The organism is Achromobacter sp. EG18 (assembly GCF_059759395.1).
The window spans coordinates 1709430-1728725 of record NZ_CM186213.1; the positions used below are offsets into that span (position 1 = coordinate 1709430).

Consider the following 19296-nt stretch of genomic DNA (forward strand, 5'->3'; position numbering starts at 1 on the left):
CGCCACAGATCTGCTGACGACATCCACCCACCTTCGATCGGAGCAACGGTGCAGACGCGTATACTGCCGTAGTCGACACGGCAAGCTTTCTTGCGCAGATCGCCATCGATTACCAGGAGAGCTGCAGTACTGGCGCTAGCTACGTCTGCCGAGCGCTCCATATTCATCAAGGGGAAGCAATTGGTCAAAACAGTGAGTCCACTCTCGCGCAGTGCCCATATAGCTCCTTGATCTGCCCTTCAAACTGAGTCTGCCCGCCATAACTCGGATGTCTGACGCAAACCACGGGTACGGAATCAGTAACACGATGCGCTGCGGCTGCTGCGTCGTTGCCGATGGCAACTATCCGCACTGGCCGTAGCAAGACGATAAGCTGCTGCAGTAGCTCTTCCCCGGCACGTCTTTCACGGGCGTTGTGTTGCCGGTTGGAAAAGGGATCACCAGCATCATGCGGATGAAGCGGGAAGACATTCCATAGGAAAATGCGGGCATCAATATGCTTGAGCATGTTCCATATCACCGCAGCGGTCCGTTCCGACACTGCGCCGCCCTTCGTCGGGCGCTCTTCGGAAAGATCAAGATCCCAGCGCCTGGCGTGATGAGTCATATGAACGTCGTCAGTCAACGCCAGTCCTGTACGACGCCCTCCCCGGTATCCGAGGTCTCGGCCAATCCAGATCGCGTCCACTGGCTCCTGCGCCGCGCGCCGCAACATGGCGGAAAGCGCGGCTGCGCGGCGACGCGGGGCGTCGCGCCGGTCGTGCACTTCGCAACGATCCGAATAGGGATTGAAACAGTCTTCGAATTGCAGTGAGGCAACCGCCTCAACGAACGGATGGATCTTCATTCTTCTGACTCAAGTGGCAAGTAGACAATAGTGCGCTGCTCCCGGTTGCCAACGATCCAGCCACCTTCATTTTCTTTCATCTGACGAAAAACAGCGTAGCCGTCCAGGATTGCCCGTTCCCATAGCTTGAGCGGACATTTTTCGACTTCGTAGCCGCTCACAAATTCGGCAATGGTTTTCAGGATTCCAAGAGAAACCTTCTCCTGTTTTTCGAAGAAATTGAGCTCTTTGGCTTTCGAGAAAATCCAGGCCGTGAGCCCTTCTTCAACGACTATCGCCCGCCCACTATCCTGCTCTTCATCATATTTCGAGTTGCTCTTTCGCTTGTGTTTGATCAATGCGCGTATCACAGGTGACCAGTGCAATATAGCCGCATACGCGAAATGAAAGACGTCGTGAAACCGGTAACCATCGCGGTCTGCGATGTTATCGGTCAAAGGATCTCCGATGAAGACGCCGTTCCACTGAAGGTAGCTCTTGCCGCTGCCGCGTTGGTTGACCCTAACCCGGAATTCTCGCGGCAACTGCTCTTCGCGTCCGAAATCCTTGTCGAAATCAAGATTGGCCAGATCGGCCGTCGCGGGCTCCAGAAATGCGCCTCGCGCTTTCCGGATGTTGCCACGCGCCACGTCCGCAAAAGCTAGCCTTGCCGCATGCATCGCATCCAGATAGGCCCGAGCAAATGCGACCAGACCGGCGCGGTCTGGAGCCACCGATCCGAGCAATGCCGCAGCCGCTTGTCCCAACTGCACCAAGGTTGTGTCAAGTGAAACGGGACCGGCGACCGGCACGGCGACGTAGGCCATCGCCCCTTCCATGATGTCACTCGCCGCGCCCACATTCCTGAAGTTGCCGTGATTTGCGGCCTCGGAGAAAACCTCTTCAAGCGGAACGTCGAGGCGTCTGCAGACGGCAGCCAGGTACCATAAGGTATCGCCGAATTCTTCTTCCGCCGCTTTCCTGAAACCCGGAAACGCGGATTGTTCGCGCACGTGCTTCTTGGCCGTCGCCATGATTCCACCGACCTCGCCATACAACCCCTGGAGGACGGGGTTGAAATCACTCTGACCGAGAACATCTGTGGCTGCGACCTGCGCAGCATAGTCAGAGAGTAAGAGTGTGCCTTCCTTCTTCATCGATCACCCGCGAAGCGTCAACCATTCGAACGGCGCACCTTGGTACCCGGTAGCCCCCAAGCTGCGAATCCATTGTTCAAGCCCGGCCACCAGTAGCGGATCGTCAAACGTAGTCAGGCCGATACCCGTCTTGCAAAGCGGACGACCTTGCTGGTCTTTCAGATCATCAGGAAATTCAGGACCCTCACCACCAAAATAGACAAAGTCATCGCTGATCAACACGCGGTTGACCCCAGTATCCCTACGTACGTGATCCGGATTGAGCGATCCATTGGACAAGGAATGGAAAGAATCCCGCTGCTGCCAGGGGGCCTCTGGCGCGGTCCTGAAATAGATATTGTCTCCACAACTTTGCTTTCGGCTCCCGTTACGAAACGGCGTCTTCGGGCCGAATCGCGGATCTACGCCATATTCATCGAATGTAAGCGTATCGGTGACCCGCATGGCATACACGAGATGTCCGCCACGACGAATGGTTCGATCGTTACTACCGCTGCCGACCACCCAGTCACCAACAGACGCACTGCGCCGGATCGAGGGTTTGCAAGTGGCGAGCGTGCAGTAGCCGTAAAATGGATTCGGTGCGAAGCCGCTGTCGTAGCGCACCACGTAGGAGTAGATACGGGCCATCAGCAGGGATGCCGCTTAAGAGGGACTGGATCGCAAGGGCCGCCATCCGGCTTCTCCCACGTGTCCTTGCCGTTAATCGCATCGATAATGGCATCGCCATTCCAACCCACCATAGCATCTGCATGCTGCTTCAAGGCTTCCGGGAGATCGCACTCCTTTTCGCCGTGCTCCCAAACGCCAACGATACGCTTGCCCTGCTTGGCTGCATATTCGATTTCCCAGTTCACCCATTCACTGTCCTTCGTGCGCGGGGAGACGTAGCAGACGAACACACCGGCCCAGTTGATCGCCGGAGCCAGTATCTGCGTCTTGATGTAATGCTCGTCGGTCGCTTTATTGAATTTCCCCGTATGGATCGAGGAATCTCGAACGTCGACTCCTTTTGGAGCCAGCAGAGCTTTAAACTTCTGCAGTCCGGCATCGTCCGCATGGACGTGACTGATGAATACATTTCTCTGTTCTGCCACCTGCCGCCCCCTTTGATGCATGACAAACAGCAACTATCATCATCGCCTTCCGTAAGCAGCCAAATTTTACAATAAAAAACTATTTTAATCCTGGTCAGATAATAGCCTCCGCCTCTCCGTCTGCCCCCACCAACTAGCGGATTGAGCCCGGCCTTGCACGAAAACGCTATAGTCCTCCAACTTCCCGCCCAGTTGCCGCAATCCAACGCCCCAGCGCTTGAGACTAATTTAGTCTTACTGCACGGCTGCTTGCTCTTCTACGCCGAGGGGAGTTGGGTCGATAGGTACCGAAGTTCATCATGCCTCCGTGCAGCGCACTCATGGAGTCCGAGGTGACACAGCTACCGCAAGCATTAGCGCCGCCAGCATCGACGCTGACCACTACTTTCCTATGCCGAACACAGGGACCTACGAGGATGCCGCAGCTTCCCAAGCGCAGCCCTCTGCCCTTCCGCCGCACCATCCGCCACAACGAGCTGCAGCGGATCGTCCCCTTAGCTGAAATGACGATCTACGAAATGGAGCGCCGCGTCGGATTTCCACGGCGTTTCAATCTGACACCTCAATGCTTCGCGTAGGACCTGGCCGAACTAGAGGCCTAGATCAAAGCAAGCAAGCCCTCGCGACAACAGCTCGAAACCGGATGTCTGCCTACGAAAAAAACCCACCCTGTTCGGGCGGGTTCGTCGTTGCACGGACAATAAGTCCGCCCCAAGCGTGGCTGCCGTCGACTTCTACGCGCCAGCCCCACCCTTCGACATGTATGAGAGCATCTTCGACCTCTTTCGTCGGATGAGAGAAACGGGCAATCAGTGATCTCCAGTGCGGGGATAATCGGTCTGGTTGTCAAGTGACAGCCTAGTCGCCATTTCAGACCGCTTCGTTCAACGCCGGAACAACGACGTTTTCCGGCAGCAGCTTCGGCACGTAGGTCTGCCCGTCAATCCATGCATCGACCATGTTGGCCCACTCCTGCAGGATGCGGCGCCGCTGCTCGGCATACTCAGCCTTGCTGTAGAGCGAGCGCGGGAAACACCCACCCTCGTGCGCCGGGAACTACTCGACCCAGTCTCGGTTGAAGCCAATTTCGTTCAACAGCGTCGAGCCGGTACGGCGCAGATCGCGGACGGTGAACGGCTCCAATGGCAGTCCCGCAGCCTTCGCACGCTCCGCAACAATCTGCGTCATCCGATTCAAGGTCGCGTTCGACATGCAGCGGTCGGCGTCGTAGCGGGAAGGCAACACGAACTTGGAGCCGGCTGCGCAGGTGTGCAACGCCCCGAAGATATCTAGTGCCTGGAGCAACAAATAGACCACGTGCGGATTGCGTCCCTTCACCCGCTGCTTCGGTATCGTCCAGGTCGCGCCCGGGGAATCGACCTCATCCCAAGTAGCTTGGCTCAGTTCGATCTTGCGCACCAGCGTCAGCAAGATCATGCGTAGTGCCAGCCGGATCGTCTGATAGGTGGCCACCGAATACATCTGTCGTGCCATCAACCGGATTTGCCGCAGCGACAACGCCCGACCCTTCGGCACGAAGGTCGCGATCGACGCCGAGCCGACGCCGTCGGCGGGATTGCCCACCTTCTCGCCATGCAGGATGGCGAAGGCATAGACCTGCTTCACGATGTCGCGGATATGTACCGCAGGGGCGGGCGCACCACGTGCCTTCACCTTGCTGCAAAGGGCGCGCAAGTCATCGGCAGTGATTTCGTGGAGTTGTCGGTTCTGAAAGATCGACATCCCGCTCAACGATGTGCTTGCGCATCGCCTTGGTGTTATCGGCCATCCGGGCACCTTCTTGCCACTTCGCGGTCATGTCGCCAAAGGCCTTCGCGGCAATCGGCCGGCGCTTCTCGCGCTGCTTCTCCAACGCAGGAGACCTGCTGATGCTCGGAAAGCCGCATGAAACAAGCTTTCCCGAGGAGACTTTCTACCGTCAAAGACGGCTTTGGTCCGAATAGTGAACGGGAGGGTCTTAATCCGGCCTCCGGTTCTTACCGCCACTTCCACCGCCAACCTGTTCTGCTGGCCGGCGATAGTCACCGATAGCTGCCGCGACGTATCCACTTGAAAATCAACACGTTACGGCAGCTTTTCGATAGCTGGCGATAGTCCCCGAAGGACGTCAACTCACTCCCACTCCATACTCAACAACCAAGTTTTCTGTAGGAAATTCAGCAATTTAACTCGAAGAATGGTTTTGATACCATGAAAAATACCAAGAGCAATCTAGAGAATCTGCCTCATCTACGAATGCGATCGTTCATGCACCGCTCACAGTAGCCTTGGGTTTCGATGATGATTAGCGGCATGGTCATTTACTAAGCGACGAGCGGCTCCGCTTCGAGCGCCAAAGACTTAAGGAACAATTTGCGAAGCTCGTCGAGCTTTTCTTTAGCTATGCCCCCATCCTCAATAGCCTTCAGAGTGTGAACTGGCTTCTGGTCGTCCCGAACAGGTAAGTTCAATCCGAGGAACTTCTCCATACAGCTATCGACGAAACAAGGCTCCGCAAGGCGACTTGGGCCAGCCTTACTCCTCAGCATTTCATTCACCACCTTGTGGTGGTCCTTATCCTGATCGTCATCAAGCATCAAACCATACGGGATGCCGAATCCTTCAAGTAGAGCAATATAGCGATGAAGATTGTATTTCCCCATCGCATCGACAATCGCCACACGATGGCGGCTCAAGTCATGCCAGTCCCGTGCGAACAGCCACGCGAACAAGGCTTTTTCGGTGGCCCCCTCCACAAGCAGCACGCGGTCGGCGAAGAACATGGAGGCCCGCTCGGAATCTAACCAGAGCTGATAGCGGAATCTCTCCTCCTGTTCCGCAATCACCGCGTCTTCGGTTGCGCCTTTTAGCAGTTTCCTGGCGTTTCCCTTTGCACTCTCCGCCACCGCTGCGTCGTTAACATAATTTTCCAACCAATTCTTGAACTCGTATCCTTGACCAAGTACCTTACCAAGGTCGGTCTTCTTGACCTGGCCAATGCTACTCACACCATTATTGCGGCGGACACGAACAATCTGGCACAGATCGTCCGCCACCTTGCCTACGAAGATTGGCGAATGGCTGGTCACAATGACCTGCTGAGCATCTCCCGCTCCCAACCTGCGCAGGTGGTAAGCCATATTCTCTTGTTGAGCTGGATGCAAAAATGCTTCCGGTTCCTCAAACAGGATGAGGGTAAAATCAGGGTCGAATTCCTTTTTCCCCGCCACCTTGCTTTCGGTAAAGCTGGGCGCGAGCTTGATAAGTTCATACAGGAATGATCGCTGGAACCCATGCCCATAACGATCGAGTGCAAACGATGTTTCTCCAAGCATGGCGTCCACGAAGCCATGCCGGATTAGGTTCTTAGTGATGTCCTCCGGTGCGACAGGGTTCACTCCCATGTCGAATCGAATGCCCCATTGCTCGATGGATTGGTTGATAGGCTTAGAAATCTGAGTCAAGAAGCCCTGTTCTCCACATGCCTCGTCGTTCAACTTTCCGAATGCGCCTTCCATTTCCTTGAATGCGGGGCTGTCCGCGATCACACGCTTTAGCATCAGATTAAGCATATCCCGCAAGGGCGACGGGCCGCTGGTTTTCATCTGCTCCGCAGCGGTAGTGAGTGCCGGAATGTATATGACGCTGCCGACCTTAGCGGTACCGACGTTCTTCGCTCCATAGAACAATTCTTTCTCGGGCTCACCATTGATGATGGCGTAAATGTTGCTTTGGCTTGGCTTAAATCTTTCCTTTTCGGTGGACGCGAAGTAGCGACGGACGGTGAGGCTATAACCAGCCACACCTGCCTTGTATTTGTCCGCCAACCCCTCCCATTCAATTTCGGACAAATCGAAAGTCAGTTCAACCCAGGATTCGTCAGTCTGTACGCCCTTCATCTTGGGAAGATCGTCGCCTGAATGCTTGAAGTCCTCATAGAACGCCCGGAGCGCGGCAACAATGTTGCTCTTGCCCGCGTTATTGGCACCCACGATCATTGTGTAGTCGTGAACCTCGATGTCAGCATCGACAATAGACCGGAAATTGTGGATGCGCAGGCGGCGAAGTTTCATGGTTTCCCTCGGGTGCTATTAGTTGACACCTACACCAATGCCACCGGCACCGGCGCGGCACTGCTTTGGCCGATGACGGCGTTTTTGACTTTGAGAGCGAGGCGCTCGCCCCAGCGAATATTTCGTTATGAGTTCCATCCGCCAGAAATTGTGCCCCTATGCATCGGCTGGAGGCCATCTCAGCTTGCCGCGCCCCACACGTAACGCCTCTACCAGCCTAGTGCCGCCGGGCAACCGGCCGGAAAAGAGGCTGGGCTTGGGATCAACCGCCGGTTTCTTGAACGCACCGACACGTTGATAGTCGGGTGTTGTCAGCCAAGTTCGCCCATCACCCTCGTCGGTGACTATGCGATAGAGGCCAGCCGGCGGGGCTATCGCGGTGTCAAGCAGACGCTTGTAATGTTCGACTGACCATTTCTGAATGCCTCCGCTGAGGGCGTCGGTCCGGAACCGCGCCCATAGCGCGGCCGTATCAGGCGTGGGCCAGTCACCGGCGTCGGTGTAGGCGGTGATCTCGTCGGACTCGAGCCAGGCCCGCATCTCAGCTGGCGTGACGAAGACCGGCATAGCATCCTCGATCGCTGCCATCGCCGCGCGCCGCGAAGGAAGGCCCGCGCGGATCAGCATCGACATCATGAATTGCGGGACGCCAGTTTCGACCGCTGCTGCTGCGCCGCCCGCCACCGTCTCCGGCGACCAACCGAGTGACATGCGGCGGGTACGAACAGCTTCCAAGGCCCAGACCAAGCGATAGGTGAAGGCCTCTTCAACGACTCGCATGTTCTGCGGTCCGATCTCGGCCACATTCTCGCCAGACACCCAACTACGCAGGATAGCCTTCCAATTCGTCGGTAGCGCGTTCGCCTTATCGGGGATGAAAGGTCGCATGAACAGCAGACGTTCGCCGAGACCGCCGAGCGCATCGACAAGTGCCTCAACGTCGCCGCTCAGTGCCGCATCGTCAGCCCGGTCAAGGAGTTCGGCCAACTCGTCAGCCATGGCGTCGATTTTTAGACCCGCCTCAAGTCCAACGCCCATGGCGAAATGCCCGCGTCGCGCCTGCGCCGTGGTGGTTTTCCAGATGAGAGCGGCGCGGGCCTCGAACACCTTCTTATGCAGCGGGGCGACGTCCTTGTCCTCACGCGCGATCTGGCGTGCCCAGAGCGATCCCTTGAGCGCCTCGTCCAAGAGCTTCGGCAGGTCGGCGCGATCGGAATCGAGTGCTTCGATCAGGCCAAATACCGTTGCGTCGAGGCGCTCGACGATCTGTGATAGCGGCTCCTCTTCGATGGTTTCCTCTTTGTCATCGCCACCGCCTTCATCATCGTCGCCATCAGCGTCATACTCCGCGCCGGTCGCCAGTCGCTCGGCGACTTCGGCCTCTTCCTTGGGCGATCTCCAAGCTTCACGTGCGTTGGCCAAATATTCCCAGGCATCATCGCGATCCAGGACGCCTTCGCGGGCTAGCCTCTCAAGGATCTCGGCGACGATCTGGATGAGACCGCTCTTCAGCGTCCGGGCCTTTGCGGAGGCCACTAACTTCCTCCATTCCTTCTTTCGCCAGTCGACCTTATCGAACATGACATGCACGATGAGGCCTTCGACATCTACGAATGCGCGTCCAGCGCGGCCGGCGACGTTCGCGAATTCCTCGCCTGTGATCTTCTCGGATGCCCGATACAACGCTGGCACCAGCAGGACGGCGGCGTTGAGGTTGAGACCCTGAGACAATGTCGGCGACGCGACGATGACCTTCAGAACACCTTCGGAGAGAAGGGCTTCCAGTTCGCGAAGGAATGGGCTCGGCAGCCGGCCGTGGTGGATGGCAACGCCGCTCTTTAGGCAGGCGACGGCGGGGTGGTCTTCGCCCAACCACTCCTTGCCGACCTCTAGAGCACGGGCAATCGAGGCTTCATCCTCCAACAGTGAGTCCAGATAACCGCGTTTGCATAGGTCCACCACTTGTTTACCGTAGCTCTCGACCCAATTCGCCTGAGTGGAGAAGATCAGTGTCCGCTTGCCTTGACCCGCGAATTCCCATGCCGCGAACAGAGCGAGATGCGAGTTCTTGCGCGGATAGGGCTTCTTCTCTTTCCCCCGCGCGGCTTTCTCCACGACGAATTTGTCGAGAAACGGACCATCGTCGTCGAGGTCCAGCCGGAGCAGCGCGTCCTTGCCCCGCCAGGTGAGCGCGCCGAACCGCTGCCGCGTGGGGCGCCAGTCGGAACGCACAGGCTCGCCCGGTTCGTCAGAGCGTATCCACGCTGTAAGGTCTTCCAGCTCATCGCCGCTGGGCAGGATCGCGGATAGACAAACGATACGGCGTTCGCCTGCGTCAGCGCGCCGAAGCAGACGCTGCACGAGGGTTTCATAGCGGATCTCGCGTTCGCTGGGGCCAATCATGTGGCCTTCGTCGAGAACGATAAGGCCGACATTGTCAATCAGCGAGGGGTCGCTTCTCAGCGCGAAATCAAGTTTCTCGGGCGTCGCGATGATGATCTCACGCATGCGCAGCGCGTCTTCATCGCCAGCCGAAAGGCCGCTAGCGCCGTAAAGGGAGGAAACGCTGAAGCCGAGCGGGGCGAATGTTTTTCTGAACGATCGCTCAGTCTGGGCGGACAGTGCGCGCAGCGGCGTCACGATCAACACCCGGCGCGCCGACGACAGGGTCATCAGCGCGGCGATCTCCGCCACGCGAGTCTTACCGGCACTGGTCGGCAGGGCGACGACTAGATCGTCGGTGACATCCGTGGAGCGTCGAGCCGCTTCGCGCTGAGATGGCCATAGCTCCACCTCGGACGTCTTGCGGGCGAAGAGGGACGAGATGAATAGCCGGCGCAAATCCGGGTATTTTTCCTCCGTTCCCTCCGGCGGTTCAGTGGGCAAGTTTTCGTGCAGAGAATGCTGCCAGAGGTCATCGATCAAGTGACGGCAGAGGTTGCATATCCACCACAACGGAACATTCCCGCCGTTGTCCGCCAAGCTGACTGCGGTGGCGAGCAGCGCCCGCGCGGTCTCGATCGGCTCGGGTTCGCCCGTCTCCAGTGCGAAGTCGAAATGCGCCAGCGCCCGGCATATTGTCGTGTTGAGGATTGTCGATAGAGCCTCGTCGATGTCGGTCTCTTCGCCCATCAACGCCTTGGCGATCTCCTCATCTCCGTGAGCGTGATCGTCCAACCAGTCGCGAACGAATCCGCGCAGCTGGCCAAGATCGCGCAGGATCAAATGCCGAATCGCCGTTTCGCCCGGCGACGCATTGAGATCATCCATGGCCTCGTTGAAGAGCGAATAGGCAACGGCGGAGAAACCAGCCAGATGATAGGCTGCTGCGGCGATCGTGAGGCGGAAACCGCGATCAGGGGACTCGGGATCGCCGTTGCGCACCAGGGCTTCGAAGGAGTTGGCTGCGCGCTCGAACGCCTTGCTCGTCAGATCCGACGCACCGGCCTGAGCGCGCAGGGCCATCGCTCCGCGAAGCAGGGCAAAGCCGTGTTCGGCAAGATCGGTTTCGATCGTCGCACCTAGCGGCGGCGCGTTCGCCGGTAACACGCCTTCCTCGCGCATCAGCGACCAGGCAGCGCCACGATAGAGCAAGCGTCCAAGGATGCCATCGACGGTCGCGGTAGCTAAGAACGTGGTTAGTTCGTCAATCGTCTCCAAGATCTTCCGCCTCCTGGTACATGGCTGCGATGAAATCCTGGTGATCTTCGACGTGGACGTTTACTACGTAGTGGTCACGATTCGTCCCTGCGGCGTCGAGGTCCTCTTTCAAAGATGCATGAGGACCGTTACCCGACACGGTGAAAAGCATATGGTCGATGCGGTCGGCACGGAGGGACTTCACACCCACCTCGTCACGAAGGCTACGACCCAGCACGTTGTCGTCCGGATCATTACTTTCGAGGAGACGGTTTGCGACAAACAGAAGGGAATCGGGCGTGCAACGGCCGTTGTCGCGGTTCAGTACCTTCCGAGCGCTTGTAACCGTGGCCTTGCCAAGCACCTTGTTGCTCTTAGCCTCGCCCTTTAGAAGCCAGAGCTTCTCGTCCACCCCATTGTATCCAGCGCCGATGAAGTCATCGCCGCGCATGGCCATATTGCGGCCGTCCTTATAACGGAGACGTCGCACCGGCACACGTAAGCCAACCTCTTCCTCGACCAGTTCCGTGGCAAGAATTTCGCCGAGATCGCCGGACCGGCCTTTAGCGGTTTGCGGCAACGCTTCACTAAGAATCTGCGCTGCGGCCTTATATCCGAGGCGCTTCACGTCTTCGGCTATGCGTTCGAGCCGGTCATAGTGCGACCGAATAGTCGCGGCGAAGTCTGCGCGAATCTCGTCTCGACCGCCTTCCCTCTCAACATAGGTCCAGTAGTACTTGCGCTTATCCTTCTTTTTCGTGGCTTCGCACCACCGTTCGTACAGTCCCACGCTGCCCCCAATCGACCATCCCTGCCTCGTTCGTAGTGTGATTCCACGCATGCTTCCAGCCCGACTTGGATTACGTGATCCAATCGAGCACAGTCAGGGCACTATCCGTTAGCGAATAGTATTCTATTTGAAACTATTATTGCGATTTAGAAATATCCATTCATCCAAGAAGCTAGCGACACGTGAAATCGCTAATACAGAAAGGTGGCCAGTGTGCCGCCCTTGTTATTTCCACCGTTCCAGCTCGCGGCCGACGTCGGGGCCAGCGTCGATTTCAGAGTGCAGGTTGTTGGGGGTGATGCCGGCGACGATCTGGGCAAGCTCATCATCAAGAATTTCATCGACGCCTTTGGCGGACACCTGCCCCGCCAGGCCGGCGTCGATCCGTTCGGCCAGCAAAGCCTTGAGCTGTGCCCATGCCACATCGTCCTTGAGCAGACCCGCAGCGACGGCCATGCTCACAAGCGCATCAAGCCCGAATTCGTTGATCTTCCCGCGCATCAGGTCAGACACGCGAGGTTGCGTCACGCCAAGACGGCGCGCGGCTTCTGCCTGCGTCCATCCGTGATCGCGGATTTGCTTTTCCAGGGCCATCATCAGCGCCGAACGCACCTTCATGTTTTCAGCTTCTGCGGGGGTGTCCTCGATGGCATCCCACACACTGGCAAAGGGTTCATTGCTCATCGCTTGGTCCTTCAGTGGCTCGCCGGCGCGGTCAGTATGTCGAGGGTGATCCGGCGCACGAGCTGCAACGCGGCCGCCGGCGTTCGCGCCGGTGCAGGGTGTTCCAGGTCCGCGCGCACCTGGTCGCGCAGGCCATCCAAATCGCGGCCGCCGTCTACGACCGATCGCATGAACGCGCGCACCAAGGCCGCGCCGCTGGACCCATACTCACTCGCGGCCGCGAGAAAATCCCGCTTCAAGTCCGCATCAACCGTCACCGAAAGGCGTGCCATTCAATACCCCGCTTCTTTCTGGTGCCGAACGGCAAGAATGGCGATGTTCTCCCCGTCGAAGCGATAGAGGGCGACATAGCCGCTGTTCCCGAAGTCGATCAGCCATTCCCGAAACTCCGGTTCCATGTCCTCGACCGGGCGGCCGATGCGCGGCTGATGGGCCAGAATCTTGACTCCGGCCCGGATCGCCTTCACCGCGCGTTGCGCGGCGTCGGCATCCTTGGGCGCGAGAAAGCGATAGAGCCGCTGCACATCAGCCAGCGCCGGCGGCGTCCAGATCAGACGTGGCACTTAGGCAGCTCCGCATCCTCGCCGGCTTCTAGCTTCGCCAGCCAAGCGTCGGCTTCCTCAAGTGTCAGATGCAGGCCGGTGCGCTGATACTCTTCCCAGGCGCGGAGCGCATCCTGTTTGAACGCCTCCCGCTTTTCCTCGCGCTCGACGTACTGCGCGATGGCTTCTCGCATGATCCAGTGCGATGTGCGCCGGCGGGCTTCGGCCAGGTGCTGGACGCGCCCTTTCAGCTCGTCGTCGAGCTTGATGGATGTTGCCGTTGCCATGTGGCCTCCGTAGCAAAAGGTAATACCTCTTAGTACTATAGCTCGCTCCTGCCCTGCCGTCCACCCCCGAGGAGGCCGTGCTGAAACTGTCTTGAAAGCTCATTAGGGCCGGAGAAATGCGCTAGGCGTATATAAATCGGTATTTCAGAATTGAGCCGTGTCGGCTACGATGGGCGCATTAGCCTATACCTAAAGGAGCCGAACGCATGAAATCAATCCCCCAGGGTCGCGTCGGCCGACAACCTGAATCCGTTGCATACGCGGTAGAGATGGCCCTTTTCGACGCTGAATACCCGCCAACGAGCTGGGTTGTTCTGACCTGGCGTGATGGTGTGCCAGAGGAACGCAGCCGCCACGATAGCCGGGATGCCGCTCTGGCGGCTGCAAGGGCTTTGCTGCCGGCGGACGTGAGCATCGAGGACGGCGACCAGTGGGACCAGGTGAAGGAGGCAGCATGAGGACAAGGAAGGACCGGCGCGTCGGTTCGATGCTGGCCGGGATCGCACGCGAGGCAGGCGGCCTGACCGAAGCCGAAGCCGAGGCCATCGACCAGCTCCGCGACAAGACGCCGGCCGAGCCGATGAGGTTTGACGACGCCCCAGCCCTCAAGGTCGCCCGCGTCTATTTGCGCGTCAGCACCGACGCGCAGGACCTGGAACGCCAGGAAAGCATCATCGAGGGCGCGCGGGCGGCCGGCTACTACGTCGCCGGCGTCTACCGCGAGAAGGCATCCGGCGCTCGGCCCGACCGGCCCGAGCTGCTGCGCATGGTCGCGGACCTACAGCCCGGCGAGGTGGTCATTGCGGAGAAGATCGACCGCATCAGCCGCTTGCCGCTGGCCGAAGCCGAGCGCCTGGTTGCCGCGATCCGGGCCAAGGGCGCACGCCTGGCCGTCCCTGGCGTTGTAGACCTGTCCGAGCTGGCGGCCGAGGCGCAGGGCGTCGCCAAGATCGTGCTGGAATCGATCCAGGACATGCTTTTGAAGCTGGCCCTACAGATGGCCCGCGACGACTACGAGGACCGCCGCGAGCGGCAGCGCCAAGGCATCGAGCTGGCGAAGGATGCGGGCAAGTACCGGGGCCGGCGGGCCGATCCGAAGCGCCGCGCCCAGGTCATCGCCTTGCGCCGATCCGGTCATAGCATCACCAGGACTGCCGAGCTGGCCGGCTACAGCCCCGCCCAGGTCAAACGGATATGGGCAGAGGTCAGCCAGGCCGAGGCGGAACATATGGGAGCCTTCCAGGAGGACGCCTTGAGCGAAGCCGACGCCCTGGCGGCCGCCGACGATGGACACCAGGAGGAACAGGCATGAAGGACCGGCACCATGACGACGCAATGGCCGAGGTCTACCGCAACGACCCGGAGCTGGCGGCCGCCGTGCTGGCCGCCGTCGAGGCGGACGACGATCCGGCCGAGCTGGCTATCGTTCGCCGGCAACTGGCAATGGCGGCCTCCCCTCGCCCGCTCACGCCGGCGGAGATCGAGGCGCTACGCCAGGACATGAGCCAGGCCATCGAATGGGCGCGCGCCGAGCTGGCGCGCCGGCGAAATCAGCAACAGCTATTTAGCAGCTAAGTGGAGTGTGTATGAGCGAAACAAGAAAGCCCGCCAATCGGCGTGGTATGGATGAACTCAAACTAGGGCTGGATTTAGGAGCGGTGGCAGAGGCGCTCGCGGCCGGGGAGATCACGGAACGCCAGGCGAAGAACGCGAACAAGTTCATCAACCAGGTCAAGGCGGTCCGTGAAAAGCCGCTCAAGGCCCGTCTCATCCAGTCCGATAGCGGCCAGTTTTTAGGTGAGGCTCATCCATTGGACTGCGGAGCCTGGAAAGCGTACCGCTATGGCCCGGAGTTTCGAGACGGGGGTAAGGTCTTTCCGTCACTGGAAGACGCGGAGCAATTCATCATAAACGGCTAGCATGAGCCACTAAAGGCGATGATTAAACGAAGCTGCCCCGCGTAGCGCGGGGCAGAAGGGTCAGCGCTGGCGGCCGCTAAATGGCCGGACCCGCAGTTTTGAGAGCTGGTCAGCCGTTCCGATCAGCCGTTGCCCGGTCGGCCGCATGACGGTCTGCTGTATGCGTTCCATCTTGTCCGCGATCGCCGATGCCTGGGGGCCGAAACCCAACGCCCAAATGAGCTGGCCGAGCAGATAGAAGCCCGGCACGAACACCAGGAACAACACCCCCATGACAAGCAGGAAGTCGGAAAACGATTGAGGGGGAAAGAAGTCCATAAAGCCTCCGATTTATTGAAAGCGAACGTGTCGGGTGGCCAGGGCATGCTGAAGCTGCGCCCTAGCCTGCGAAAAGTCCTCGCGCGTCGCGAGGCCCGTTTCAGCCTGGTAGAACAGCACCATGAACAGGTTAGCCGTTGCCTCGGCCAGCGGCCCCAGCTCGTGCGCGGCGTCCTGGTCCAGCCAGTCGATAGCGTTCAATTCCGCTGCCGCGTGCTGAACTGCCTGGGAAAATTCGTTAGGATGTAGAGTTGCCATTTTTCACCTCTCTCACAGGTGGTTAGTGGAAGTGTCGGCCGGCGTTGATGCGCCGGCCGGCGCGCTTAGGTCGGCTGCGGTCGGTTCACGAACGCGGCCACCTCGTCATTTGCCCCGGCCGCCGTGCTGTCGTTCGTGCCGGCCAGGTTATTTCCGTCGAATGTGCCAGCGCTTTTGTTTCCATGGGTCGCCTTGATCGTCGCGGCGAGTTTGCCGCCGGTCGTCTCTGCAATCCGGCTCTTTGCCGCGTCGGCCATGCTGCCGGCCTTCGTGGATGCCATCGAGCCGATGCCTTTGGCGAGGTTAGCGACGGTATCGGCCGCGATCCGGCCGCCCTTGGCCGCAGTGGCCCCGATACCGCCGGACGAGCGGCCACCACCCAAGCCACCGCCCGAATTGCCGCCGCGTGCGCCGGTGCTGTTGTGGCCTGCTGCCGCTGCCAACGGCGTTTCACCACTGCCAGAGACGCCACCACTACCACCGCCGGCGTCGCCGCTGGTGCTGCTGGTACCGGCGCTGCCACCGCCACCGCCGCCCATCATGGTCGACAGAATGTCAGTCCCCGCAGAGACGTTATCGTTGGCCTTCGACGCGGCCGCTGCTACAGCCGCAGCGCCACCGGCGGCAGATGCGGCCAAGGAGGCACCGCCGGATGCAATGGCCGCACCCGCTTGAGTAGCGAGTCCTGCCGCCGTCATGCCGGCGCCGAACAGGGTTCCCGCGCCGAAACTTCCGATTCCACCGCCGCCTGCACTTGCGCCGGTGATGATGCCGGCGATGAGGGGTGGCACCTTGTTGACCAGGACAAGCAAAATGATGGCAACAACCAGCATGACGGCGAGTTCCTGGGTAGCCAGGGTGTTGCTTAGCTGGGCGAAATAGTGTGTCAGGAACGATTTGCCGATGGAGACGATGAGAACCATCGCCAAGAGCTGCAAGGCAATTCCGAGGATCGTCTTGTAGTAGTTGATGGCTATATCCGTTGTCCATCGGGAGCCACCGAACCCCAGGACAATAATGCCGGAGTAAAGCACGATCCAGGCCGATGCGAGCGTCAGAAGCATATTGATCGACACAAGCGCCAGGACCAACAGAACAGCCAGAGCTTGTAGCTCCATAACTATTGCCGTGCCCATTTCGCGCCAGCTCAATTCCGAGGTGGCCTGGATTGTTCGGTTATAGAGATCGAACCCAAGATCGACAATGCTCGAAGGTCCAAGATTGGACGTGCTAAGGCCGCCCGCCTCTGCGCCCAACTTCTGCATTGAGGTAATGATCGTGCCGGCAATGTTCATGCCGGTGACGGCGTTCGTCAGCAGCCACCAGAAAAAGCCTGTGACGATTATGAAGCGCGAAAGCTCGGCGAAGAACTCACCAATATCCGCTTTTCGGACCACCATCATGCCGAAGGTCCAAACCATGCTAATGGTCGTGAGCGCCCAAAATAGCCGCGAGGCGGCGGCCTCGATGATCGTTCCCCAGGTGCTCGCAGCTTCATTGAATCGGCGCAGCACATCGTTCATGATGCCGCCGCTACTCAGTTGACCGCCGGTGCTTTGGGCTAGCACTGGCTCGACTAGCAAGAGCGTCAACACTGCAACGATTGTCGCCCCTTTCCAGTAGGTGATTTTCATGTTCTTGCCCTCTTGGGATTAGAAGTCGTCGGCCGGGCTGGGCTTGTATTCCCACTGCCGCATTGCCTTCGCTTTCTGGAACGACTTGCAGCCATCCATGAAGGCTTGGCGCTTCGTCTCGCTATGAATCTCCGACAGCGATTTTTCGAGTAGGTCAGGGGCGCACGTAGCTGCGGTCGGCTCCGGTACATCGTCGCAGCCGGCAAGGCCGGCCGCGACAGTGACCACCACAATCAAAGGGAAAATCCGCATATACGCCCCTCTTAGAAGTCGTCGGCCGAGCTGGCCTTGTATTGCCAGGTACGCAACTGTGTAGCCCGAGCTTGGCCGCGCGCTTTCTCATCCAACTCGGCGGCCGATTGCGCCGCTATCGCGTTTTGTTGCGCGATCAACAGCCCCCGGATTTGCAGGAGCTGGTTAGCCTGCTGGCTGGCGAGCTGGTTGGCGTAGCCGAGGGTTTCCATCTGCCCTTGTGCGCCCTGCGCCTTCGATTGCAGCCGTTCGAGCTGGCGCGCGTCCGACTTGAGGTTTTCCTGTTGATCCTTGATGCCCTTGAACAGCGCATCGTTCGCCGCCTTTTGCGACTGCGATGCCAGGGCGCGCGTTTTCTCCAACGCTGCGCGTTCGGTGTCAGAGCAACCGGCCGAGGTGAAGCACGGCGACGACTTGTAATAGGAAACGTCCTGGAACTTGCCCAGGTAGGCATCCAGGCTACCGGCCTGATTGGTGAGGTTGTTCAGGGTGTCAATGGACTGCATCAGCCCGTTGATGGTGGACTGTGCCTGATCCCAGATGTAGGCCGCCGGCGCGACCGTGTTTTGCAGCATGTTCTCATACTGCTGCAATTGGGTCCGGTATTGATCGATTTGCTTCTGGACCTGCGCAACCTGCTGAATCGCGGTGACAGTGGTTTGCGATAGGTTGGTACCGTCGAGGACCGGAATGCCCGCTTGCGCTGGCATTGTGGCGACGCCAAAGGTCGCGGCGATGGAAAGAGCGATTTTAGCCGCTAAATTTTTCGGCTTCACGGTCAGCTTTCGATTGTTGATTAGGGCGCCGTACGTCTTTGCTTGCATTGCATCTACCTCCATCAGTCACGTTTCGAATGTGTGCCTGATCATGCCTTGCAATGCGGAATATGATCGACCTAATGATTGTACAAAACGGTTGACATCACAAAAATCACCTGTTGGGCAAGCGGGTCGTGTCTGTCTCGTCTCGTTCCATCGCTCAACTTGGTTAGCCGGCGGTAGCCCGCTAGCCTCGCAGAGCAGGATTCCCGTTGAGCACCGCCAGGTGCGAATAAGGGACAGTGAAGAAGGAACACCCGCTAGCGGGTGGGCCTACTTCACCTATCCTGCCCCGCTCACGCACCTGCAAACTCTGAGGAAAATCATGCAGTCCCTTCTGTATAAGTCGGTGTATTGCATGGAAATGACCGCAATCGACTGAACACAGCGAAAGGCCGCGTTTTCGTAGCGATAGACCCGCCATTTACCAACGTTGCACCGATTAAAAACAGGCAAATACAGGAAATTGCAAACATTTGACCGTCGCGCACAGCGGGGCCGCCGCATCTGTCAAAGAACGATCAGACCCGAACGCAGAACGCCCGGTTTCCCCGGTTTTATCGGTCACATGTTCCTGGTTTGTATTGCGTTCTTTGACACTTGAGGGGCGGCAAATTTAGCCACTGAAATTCTGATCGCGGCCACTAGGGGTTCCACACTGATCGAACCGCGCTCATGTTCACGAAGCCGCAGACGTTTGGCAGCAAGGGCTATGCAGTGATAATAAGAATATTATTATTCTTACCGACTAAAGGGCTGTTGGCCCAATTCGCCTGCATTCTTTCTCTGGCGATTGCAAAAGCAAGTATCGGCCTGCGGCCTGGTTGGACGCCAAGAATGGGGGAACGGCTGCGGCGGAGTGGCCCCAGAAGGCCTGAAGCGGCCGTAGCGGCGTTGTAAGAGCGATTCGGCGCCTCACAGAGGGTCAGGGGAAGCCCTAGACGGCCATAGCGGTCGTTGTAGGCGGTCTGACGACCACCTGCACTCTCCTTGGTGTTCAAC

At 58.9% G+C, this 19296-nt stretch carries 20 protein-coding genes and 1 pseudogene; 4 read left to right on the forward strand and 17 right to left on the reverse strand.

Annotation, left to right across the window (positions count from 1 at the left end; translation table 11 throughout):
- Positions 1-184 precede the first annotated feature (184 nt).
- From AC6CR5_RS07875 to AC6CR5_RS07930, 12 genes and pseudogenes are all read right to left on the reverse strand, one after another.
- The gene (locus AC6CR5_RS07875; protein ID WP_081330354.1) at positions 185-847 is read right to left on the reverse strand and encodes a uracil-DNA glycosylase; all 663 of its coding nucleotides are present in this window, start codon (positions 845-847) and stop codon (positions 185-187) included.
- Positions 844-1983 (reverse strand): nucleoside triphosphate pyrophosphohydrolase family protein, encoded by a 1140-nt coding sequence (locus tag AC6CR5_RS07880; protein ID WP_068950808.1) that lies wholly within the window; start codon positions 1981-1983, stop codon positions 844-846. The genes AC6CR5_RS07875 and AC6CR5_RS07880 overlap by 4 nt, the downstream gene beginning before the upstream one ends.
- A 3-nt stretch (positions 1984-1986) precedes the next feature.
- Entirely contained in the window at positions 1987-2613 is a 627-nt protein-coding gene (locus tag AC6CR5_RS07885; RefSeq protein WP_081330355.1) for an Nmad2 family putative nucleotide modification protein, read from the reverse strand.
- Positions 2613-3080, reverse strand: coding sequence for a TIR domain-containing protein (locus AC6CR5_RS07890; protein WP_498085736.1), 468 nt, complete (start codon positions 3078-3080; stop codon positions 2613-2615). The genes AC6CR5_RS07885 and AC6CR5_RS07890 overlap by 1 nt, the downstream gene beginning before the upstream one ends.
- Before the next feature lie 870 nt (positions 3081-3950).
- A pseudogene (locus tag AC6CR5_RS07895) lies at positions 3951-4965 on the reverse strand (tyrosine-type recombinase/integrase); the annotation flags it as partial.
- A gap of 439 nt (positions 4966-5404) precedes the next feature.
- Positions 5405-7153, reverse strand: a complete 1749-nt coding sequence (locus tag AC6CR5_RS07900; protein WP_498085453.1) for an ATP-dependent nuclease — start codon at positions 7151-7153, stop codon at positions 5405-5407.
- Positions 7154-7309: 156 nt separating this feature from the next.
- The gene (locus tag AC6CR5_RS07905) at positions 7310-10813 is read right to left on the reverse strand and encodes a DEAD/DEAH box helicase (protein WP_411507151.1); all 3504 of its coding nucleotides are present in this window, start codon (positions 10811-10813) and stop codon (positions 7310-7312) included.
- Positions 10800-11582 (reverse strand): HamA C-terminal domain-containing protein, encoded by a 783-nt coding sequence (locus AC6CR5_RS07910; RefSeq protein ID WP_350320747.1) that lies wholly within the window; start codon positions 11580-11582, stop codon positions 10800-10802. Before AC6CR5_RS07910 ends, AC6CR5_RS07905 begins: the two co-directional genes overlap by 14 nt.
- 225 nt (positions 11583-11807) lie before the next feature.
- Positions 11808-12266, reverse strand: coding sequence for a type II TA system antitoxin, ParD family (locus AC6CR5_RS07915; protein WP_411507152.1), 459 nt, complete (start codon positions 12264-12266; stop codon positions 11808-11810).
- Positions 12267-12277: 11 nt separating this feature from the next.
- Entirely contained in the window at positions 12278-12538 is a 261-nt protein-coding gene (locus AC6CR5_RS07920) for a hypothetical protein (protein WP_350320749.1), read from the reverse strand.
- The gene (locus AC6CR5_RS07925) at positions 12539-12829 is read right to left on the reverse strand and encodes a type II toxin-antitoxin system RelE/ParE family toxin (protein WP_032957513.1); all 291 of its coding nucleotides are present in this window, start codon (positions 12827-12829) and stop codon (positions 12539-12541) included. It lies immediately after the preceding gene.
- Entirely contained in the window at positions 12817-13095 is a 279-nt protein-coding gene (locus AC6CR5_RS07930; protein ID WP_350320750.1) for a CopG family ribbon-helix-helix protein, read from the reverse strand. Before AC6CR5_RS07930 ends, AC6CR5_RS07925 begins: the two co-directional genes overlap by 13 nt.
- A gap of 206 nt (positions 13096-13301) precedes the next feature.
- Between AC6CR5_RS07930 and AC6CR5_RS07935 the strand changes: the two genes are divergently transcribed.
- From AC6CR5_RS07935 to AC6CR5_RS07950, 4 genes are read left to right on the forward strand one after another with little or no spacing between them, the layout of a single operon-like run.
- Positions 13302-13553 (forward strand): hypothetical protein, encoded by a 252-nt coding sequence (locus tag AC6CR5_RS07935; RefSeq protein ID WP_411507154.1) that lies wholly within the window; start codon positions 13302-13304, stop codon positions 13551-13553.
- Positions 13550-14407, forward strand: a complete 858-nt coding sequence (locus AC6CR5_RS07940; protein WP_498085454.1) for a recombinase family protein — start codon at positions 13550-13552, stop codon at positions 14405-14407. Before AC6CR5_RS07935 ends, AC6CR5_RS07940 begins: the two co-directional genes overlap by 4 nt.
- A complete protein-coding gene (locus tag AC6CR5_RS07945; RefSeq protein WP_498085455.1) occupies positions 14404-14670 on the forward strand; it encodes a hypothetical protein in 267 nt (88 codons plus the stop codon). Before AC6CR5_RS07940 ends, AC6CR5_RS07945 begins: the two co-directional genes overlap by 4 nt.
- An 11-nt stretch (positions 14671-14681) precedes the next feature.
- Positions 14682-15014: a hypothetical protein gene (locus AC6CR5_RS07950; protein ID WP_350320752.1), complete on the forward strand. Its 333-nt coding sequence runs from the start codon at positions 14682-14684 to the stop codon at positions 15012-15014.
- Between the two features lie 60 nt (positions 15015-15074).
- Here AC6CR5_RS07950 and AC6CR5_RS07955 read toward each other — a convergent pair whose 3' ends face one another.
- The 5 genes from AC6CR5_RS07955 to trbJ all read right to left on the reverse strand — a co-directional run bounded on the left by AC6CR5_RS07955 (position 15075) and on the right by trbJ (position 18300).
- Complete coding sequence (locus AC6CR5_RS07955; RefSeq protein WP_237173135.1) at positions 15075-15332, reverse strand: hypothetical protein; 258 nt, start codon at positions 15330-15332, stop codon at positions 15075-15077.
- A gap of 12 nt (positions 15333-15344) precedes the next feature.
- Positions 15345-15590: a type I toxin-antitoxin system ptaRNA1 family toxin gene (locus AC6CR5_RS07960; RefSeq protein WP_237173136.1), complete on the reverse strand. Its 246-nt coding sequence runs from the start codon at positions 15588-15590 to the stop codon at positions 15345-15347.
- Positions 15591-15655: 65 nt separating this feature from the next.
- Complete coding sequence (gene trbL, locus AC6CR5_RS07965; RefSeq protein ID WP_498085456.1) at positions 15656-17224, reverse strand: P-type conjugative transfer protein TrbL; 1569 nt, start codon at positions 17222-17224, stop codon at positions 15656-15658.
- Between the two features lie 18 nt (positions 17225-17242).
- Positions 17243-17455 carry an entry exclusion lipoprotein TrbK gene (gene trbK, locus AC6CR5_RS07970; protein WP_498085737.1) on the reverse strand — a complete coding sequence of 71 codons (213 nt, stop codon included), beginning with the start codon at positions 17453-17455 and terminating at the stop codon, positions 17243-17245.
- A gap of 32 nt (positions 17456-17487) precedes the next feature.
- On the reverse strand, positions 17488-18300 hold the full coding sequence (gene trbJ, locus AC6CR5_RS07975; RefSeq protein ID WP_498085457.1) for a P-type conjugative transfer protein TrbJ: 813 nt from the start codon (positions 18298-18300) through the stop codon (positions 17488-17490).
- Positions 18301-19296: the final 996 nt, after the last annotated feature.

What these genes read in the sequence shown, in the direction of transcription:
- AC6CR5_RS07950 (WP_350320752.1), top strand. Translation starts at nt 14,682, where the DNA reads ATGAGCGAAACAAGAAAGCCCGCCAATCGGCGTGGTATGGATGAACTC.
- AC6CR5_RS07935 (WP_411507154.1), top strand. Translation starts at nt 13,302, where the DNA reads ATGAAATCAATCCCCCAGGGTCGCGTCGGCCGACAACCTGAATCCGTT.
- AC6CR5_RS07940 (WP_498085454.1), top strand. Translation starts at nt 13,550, where the DNA reads ATGAGGACAAGGAAGGACCGGCGCGTCGGTTCGATGCTGGCCGGGATC.
- AC6CR5_RS07920 (WP_350320749.1), bottom strand. Translation starts at nt 12,538, where the DNA reads ATGGCACGCCTTTCGGTGACGGTTGATGCGGACTTGAAGCGGGATTTT.
- AC6CR5_RS07885 (WP_081330355.1), bottom strand. Translation starts at nt 2,613, where the DNA reads ATGGCCCGTATCTACTCCTACGTGGTGCGCTACGACAGCGGCTTCGCA.
- AC6CR5_RS07875 (WP_081330354.1), bottom strand. Translation starts at nt 847, where the DNA reads ATGAAGATCCATCCGTTCGTTGAGGCGGTTGCCTCACTGCAATTCGAA.
- AC6CR5_RS07945 (WP_498085455.1), top strand. Translation starts at nt 14,404, where the DNA reads ATGAAGGACCGGCACCATGACGACGCAATGGCCGAGGTCTACCGCAAC.
- AC6CR5_RS07930 (WP_350320750.1), bottom strand. Translation starts at nt 13,095, where the DNA reads ATGGCAACGGCAACATCCATCAAGCTCGACGACGAGCTGAAAGGGCGC.
- trbJ (WP_498085457.1), bottom strand. Translation starts at nt 18,300, where the DNA reads ATGCAAGCAAAGACGTACGGCGCCCTAATCAACAATCGAAAGCTGACC.
- AC6CR5_RS07955 (WP_237173135.1), bottom strand. Translation starts at nt 15,332, where the DNA reads ATGGACTTCTTTCCCCCTCAATCGTTTTCCGACTTCCTGCTTGTCATG.
- AC6CR5_RS07880 (WP_068950808.1), bottom strand. Translation starts at nt 1,983, where the DNA reads ATGAAGAAGGAAGGCACACTCTTACTCTCTGACTATGCTGCGCAGGTC.
- AC6CR5_RS07900 (WP_498085453.1), bottom strand. Translation starts at nt 7,153, where the DNA reads ATGAAACTTCGCCGCCTGCGCATCCACAATTTCCGGTCTATTGTCGAT.
- AC6CR5_RS07960 (WP_237173136.1), bottom strand. Translation starts at nt 15,590, where the DNA reads ATGGCAACTCTACATCCTAACGAATTTTCCCAGGCAGTTCAGCACGCG.
- trbL (WP_498085456.1), bottom strand. Translation starts at nt 17,224, where the DNA reads ATGAAAATCACCTACTGGAAAGGGGCGACAATCGTTGCAGTGTTGACG.
- AC6CR5_RS07915 (WP_411507152.1), bottom strand. Translation starts at nt 12,266, where the DNA reads ATGAGCAATGAACCCTTTGCCAGTGTGTGGGATGCCATCGAGGACACC.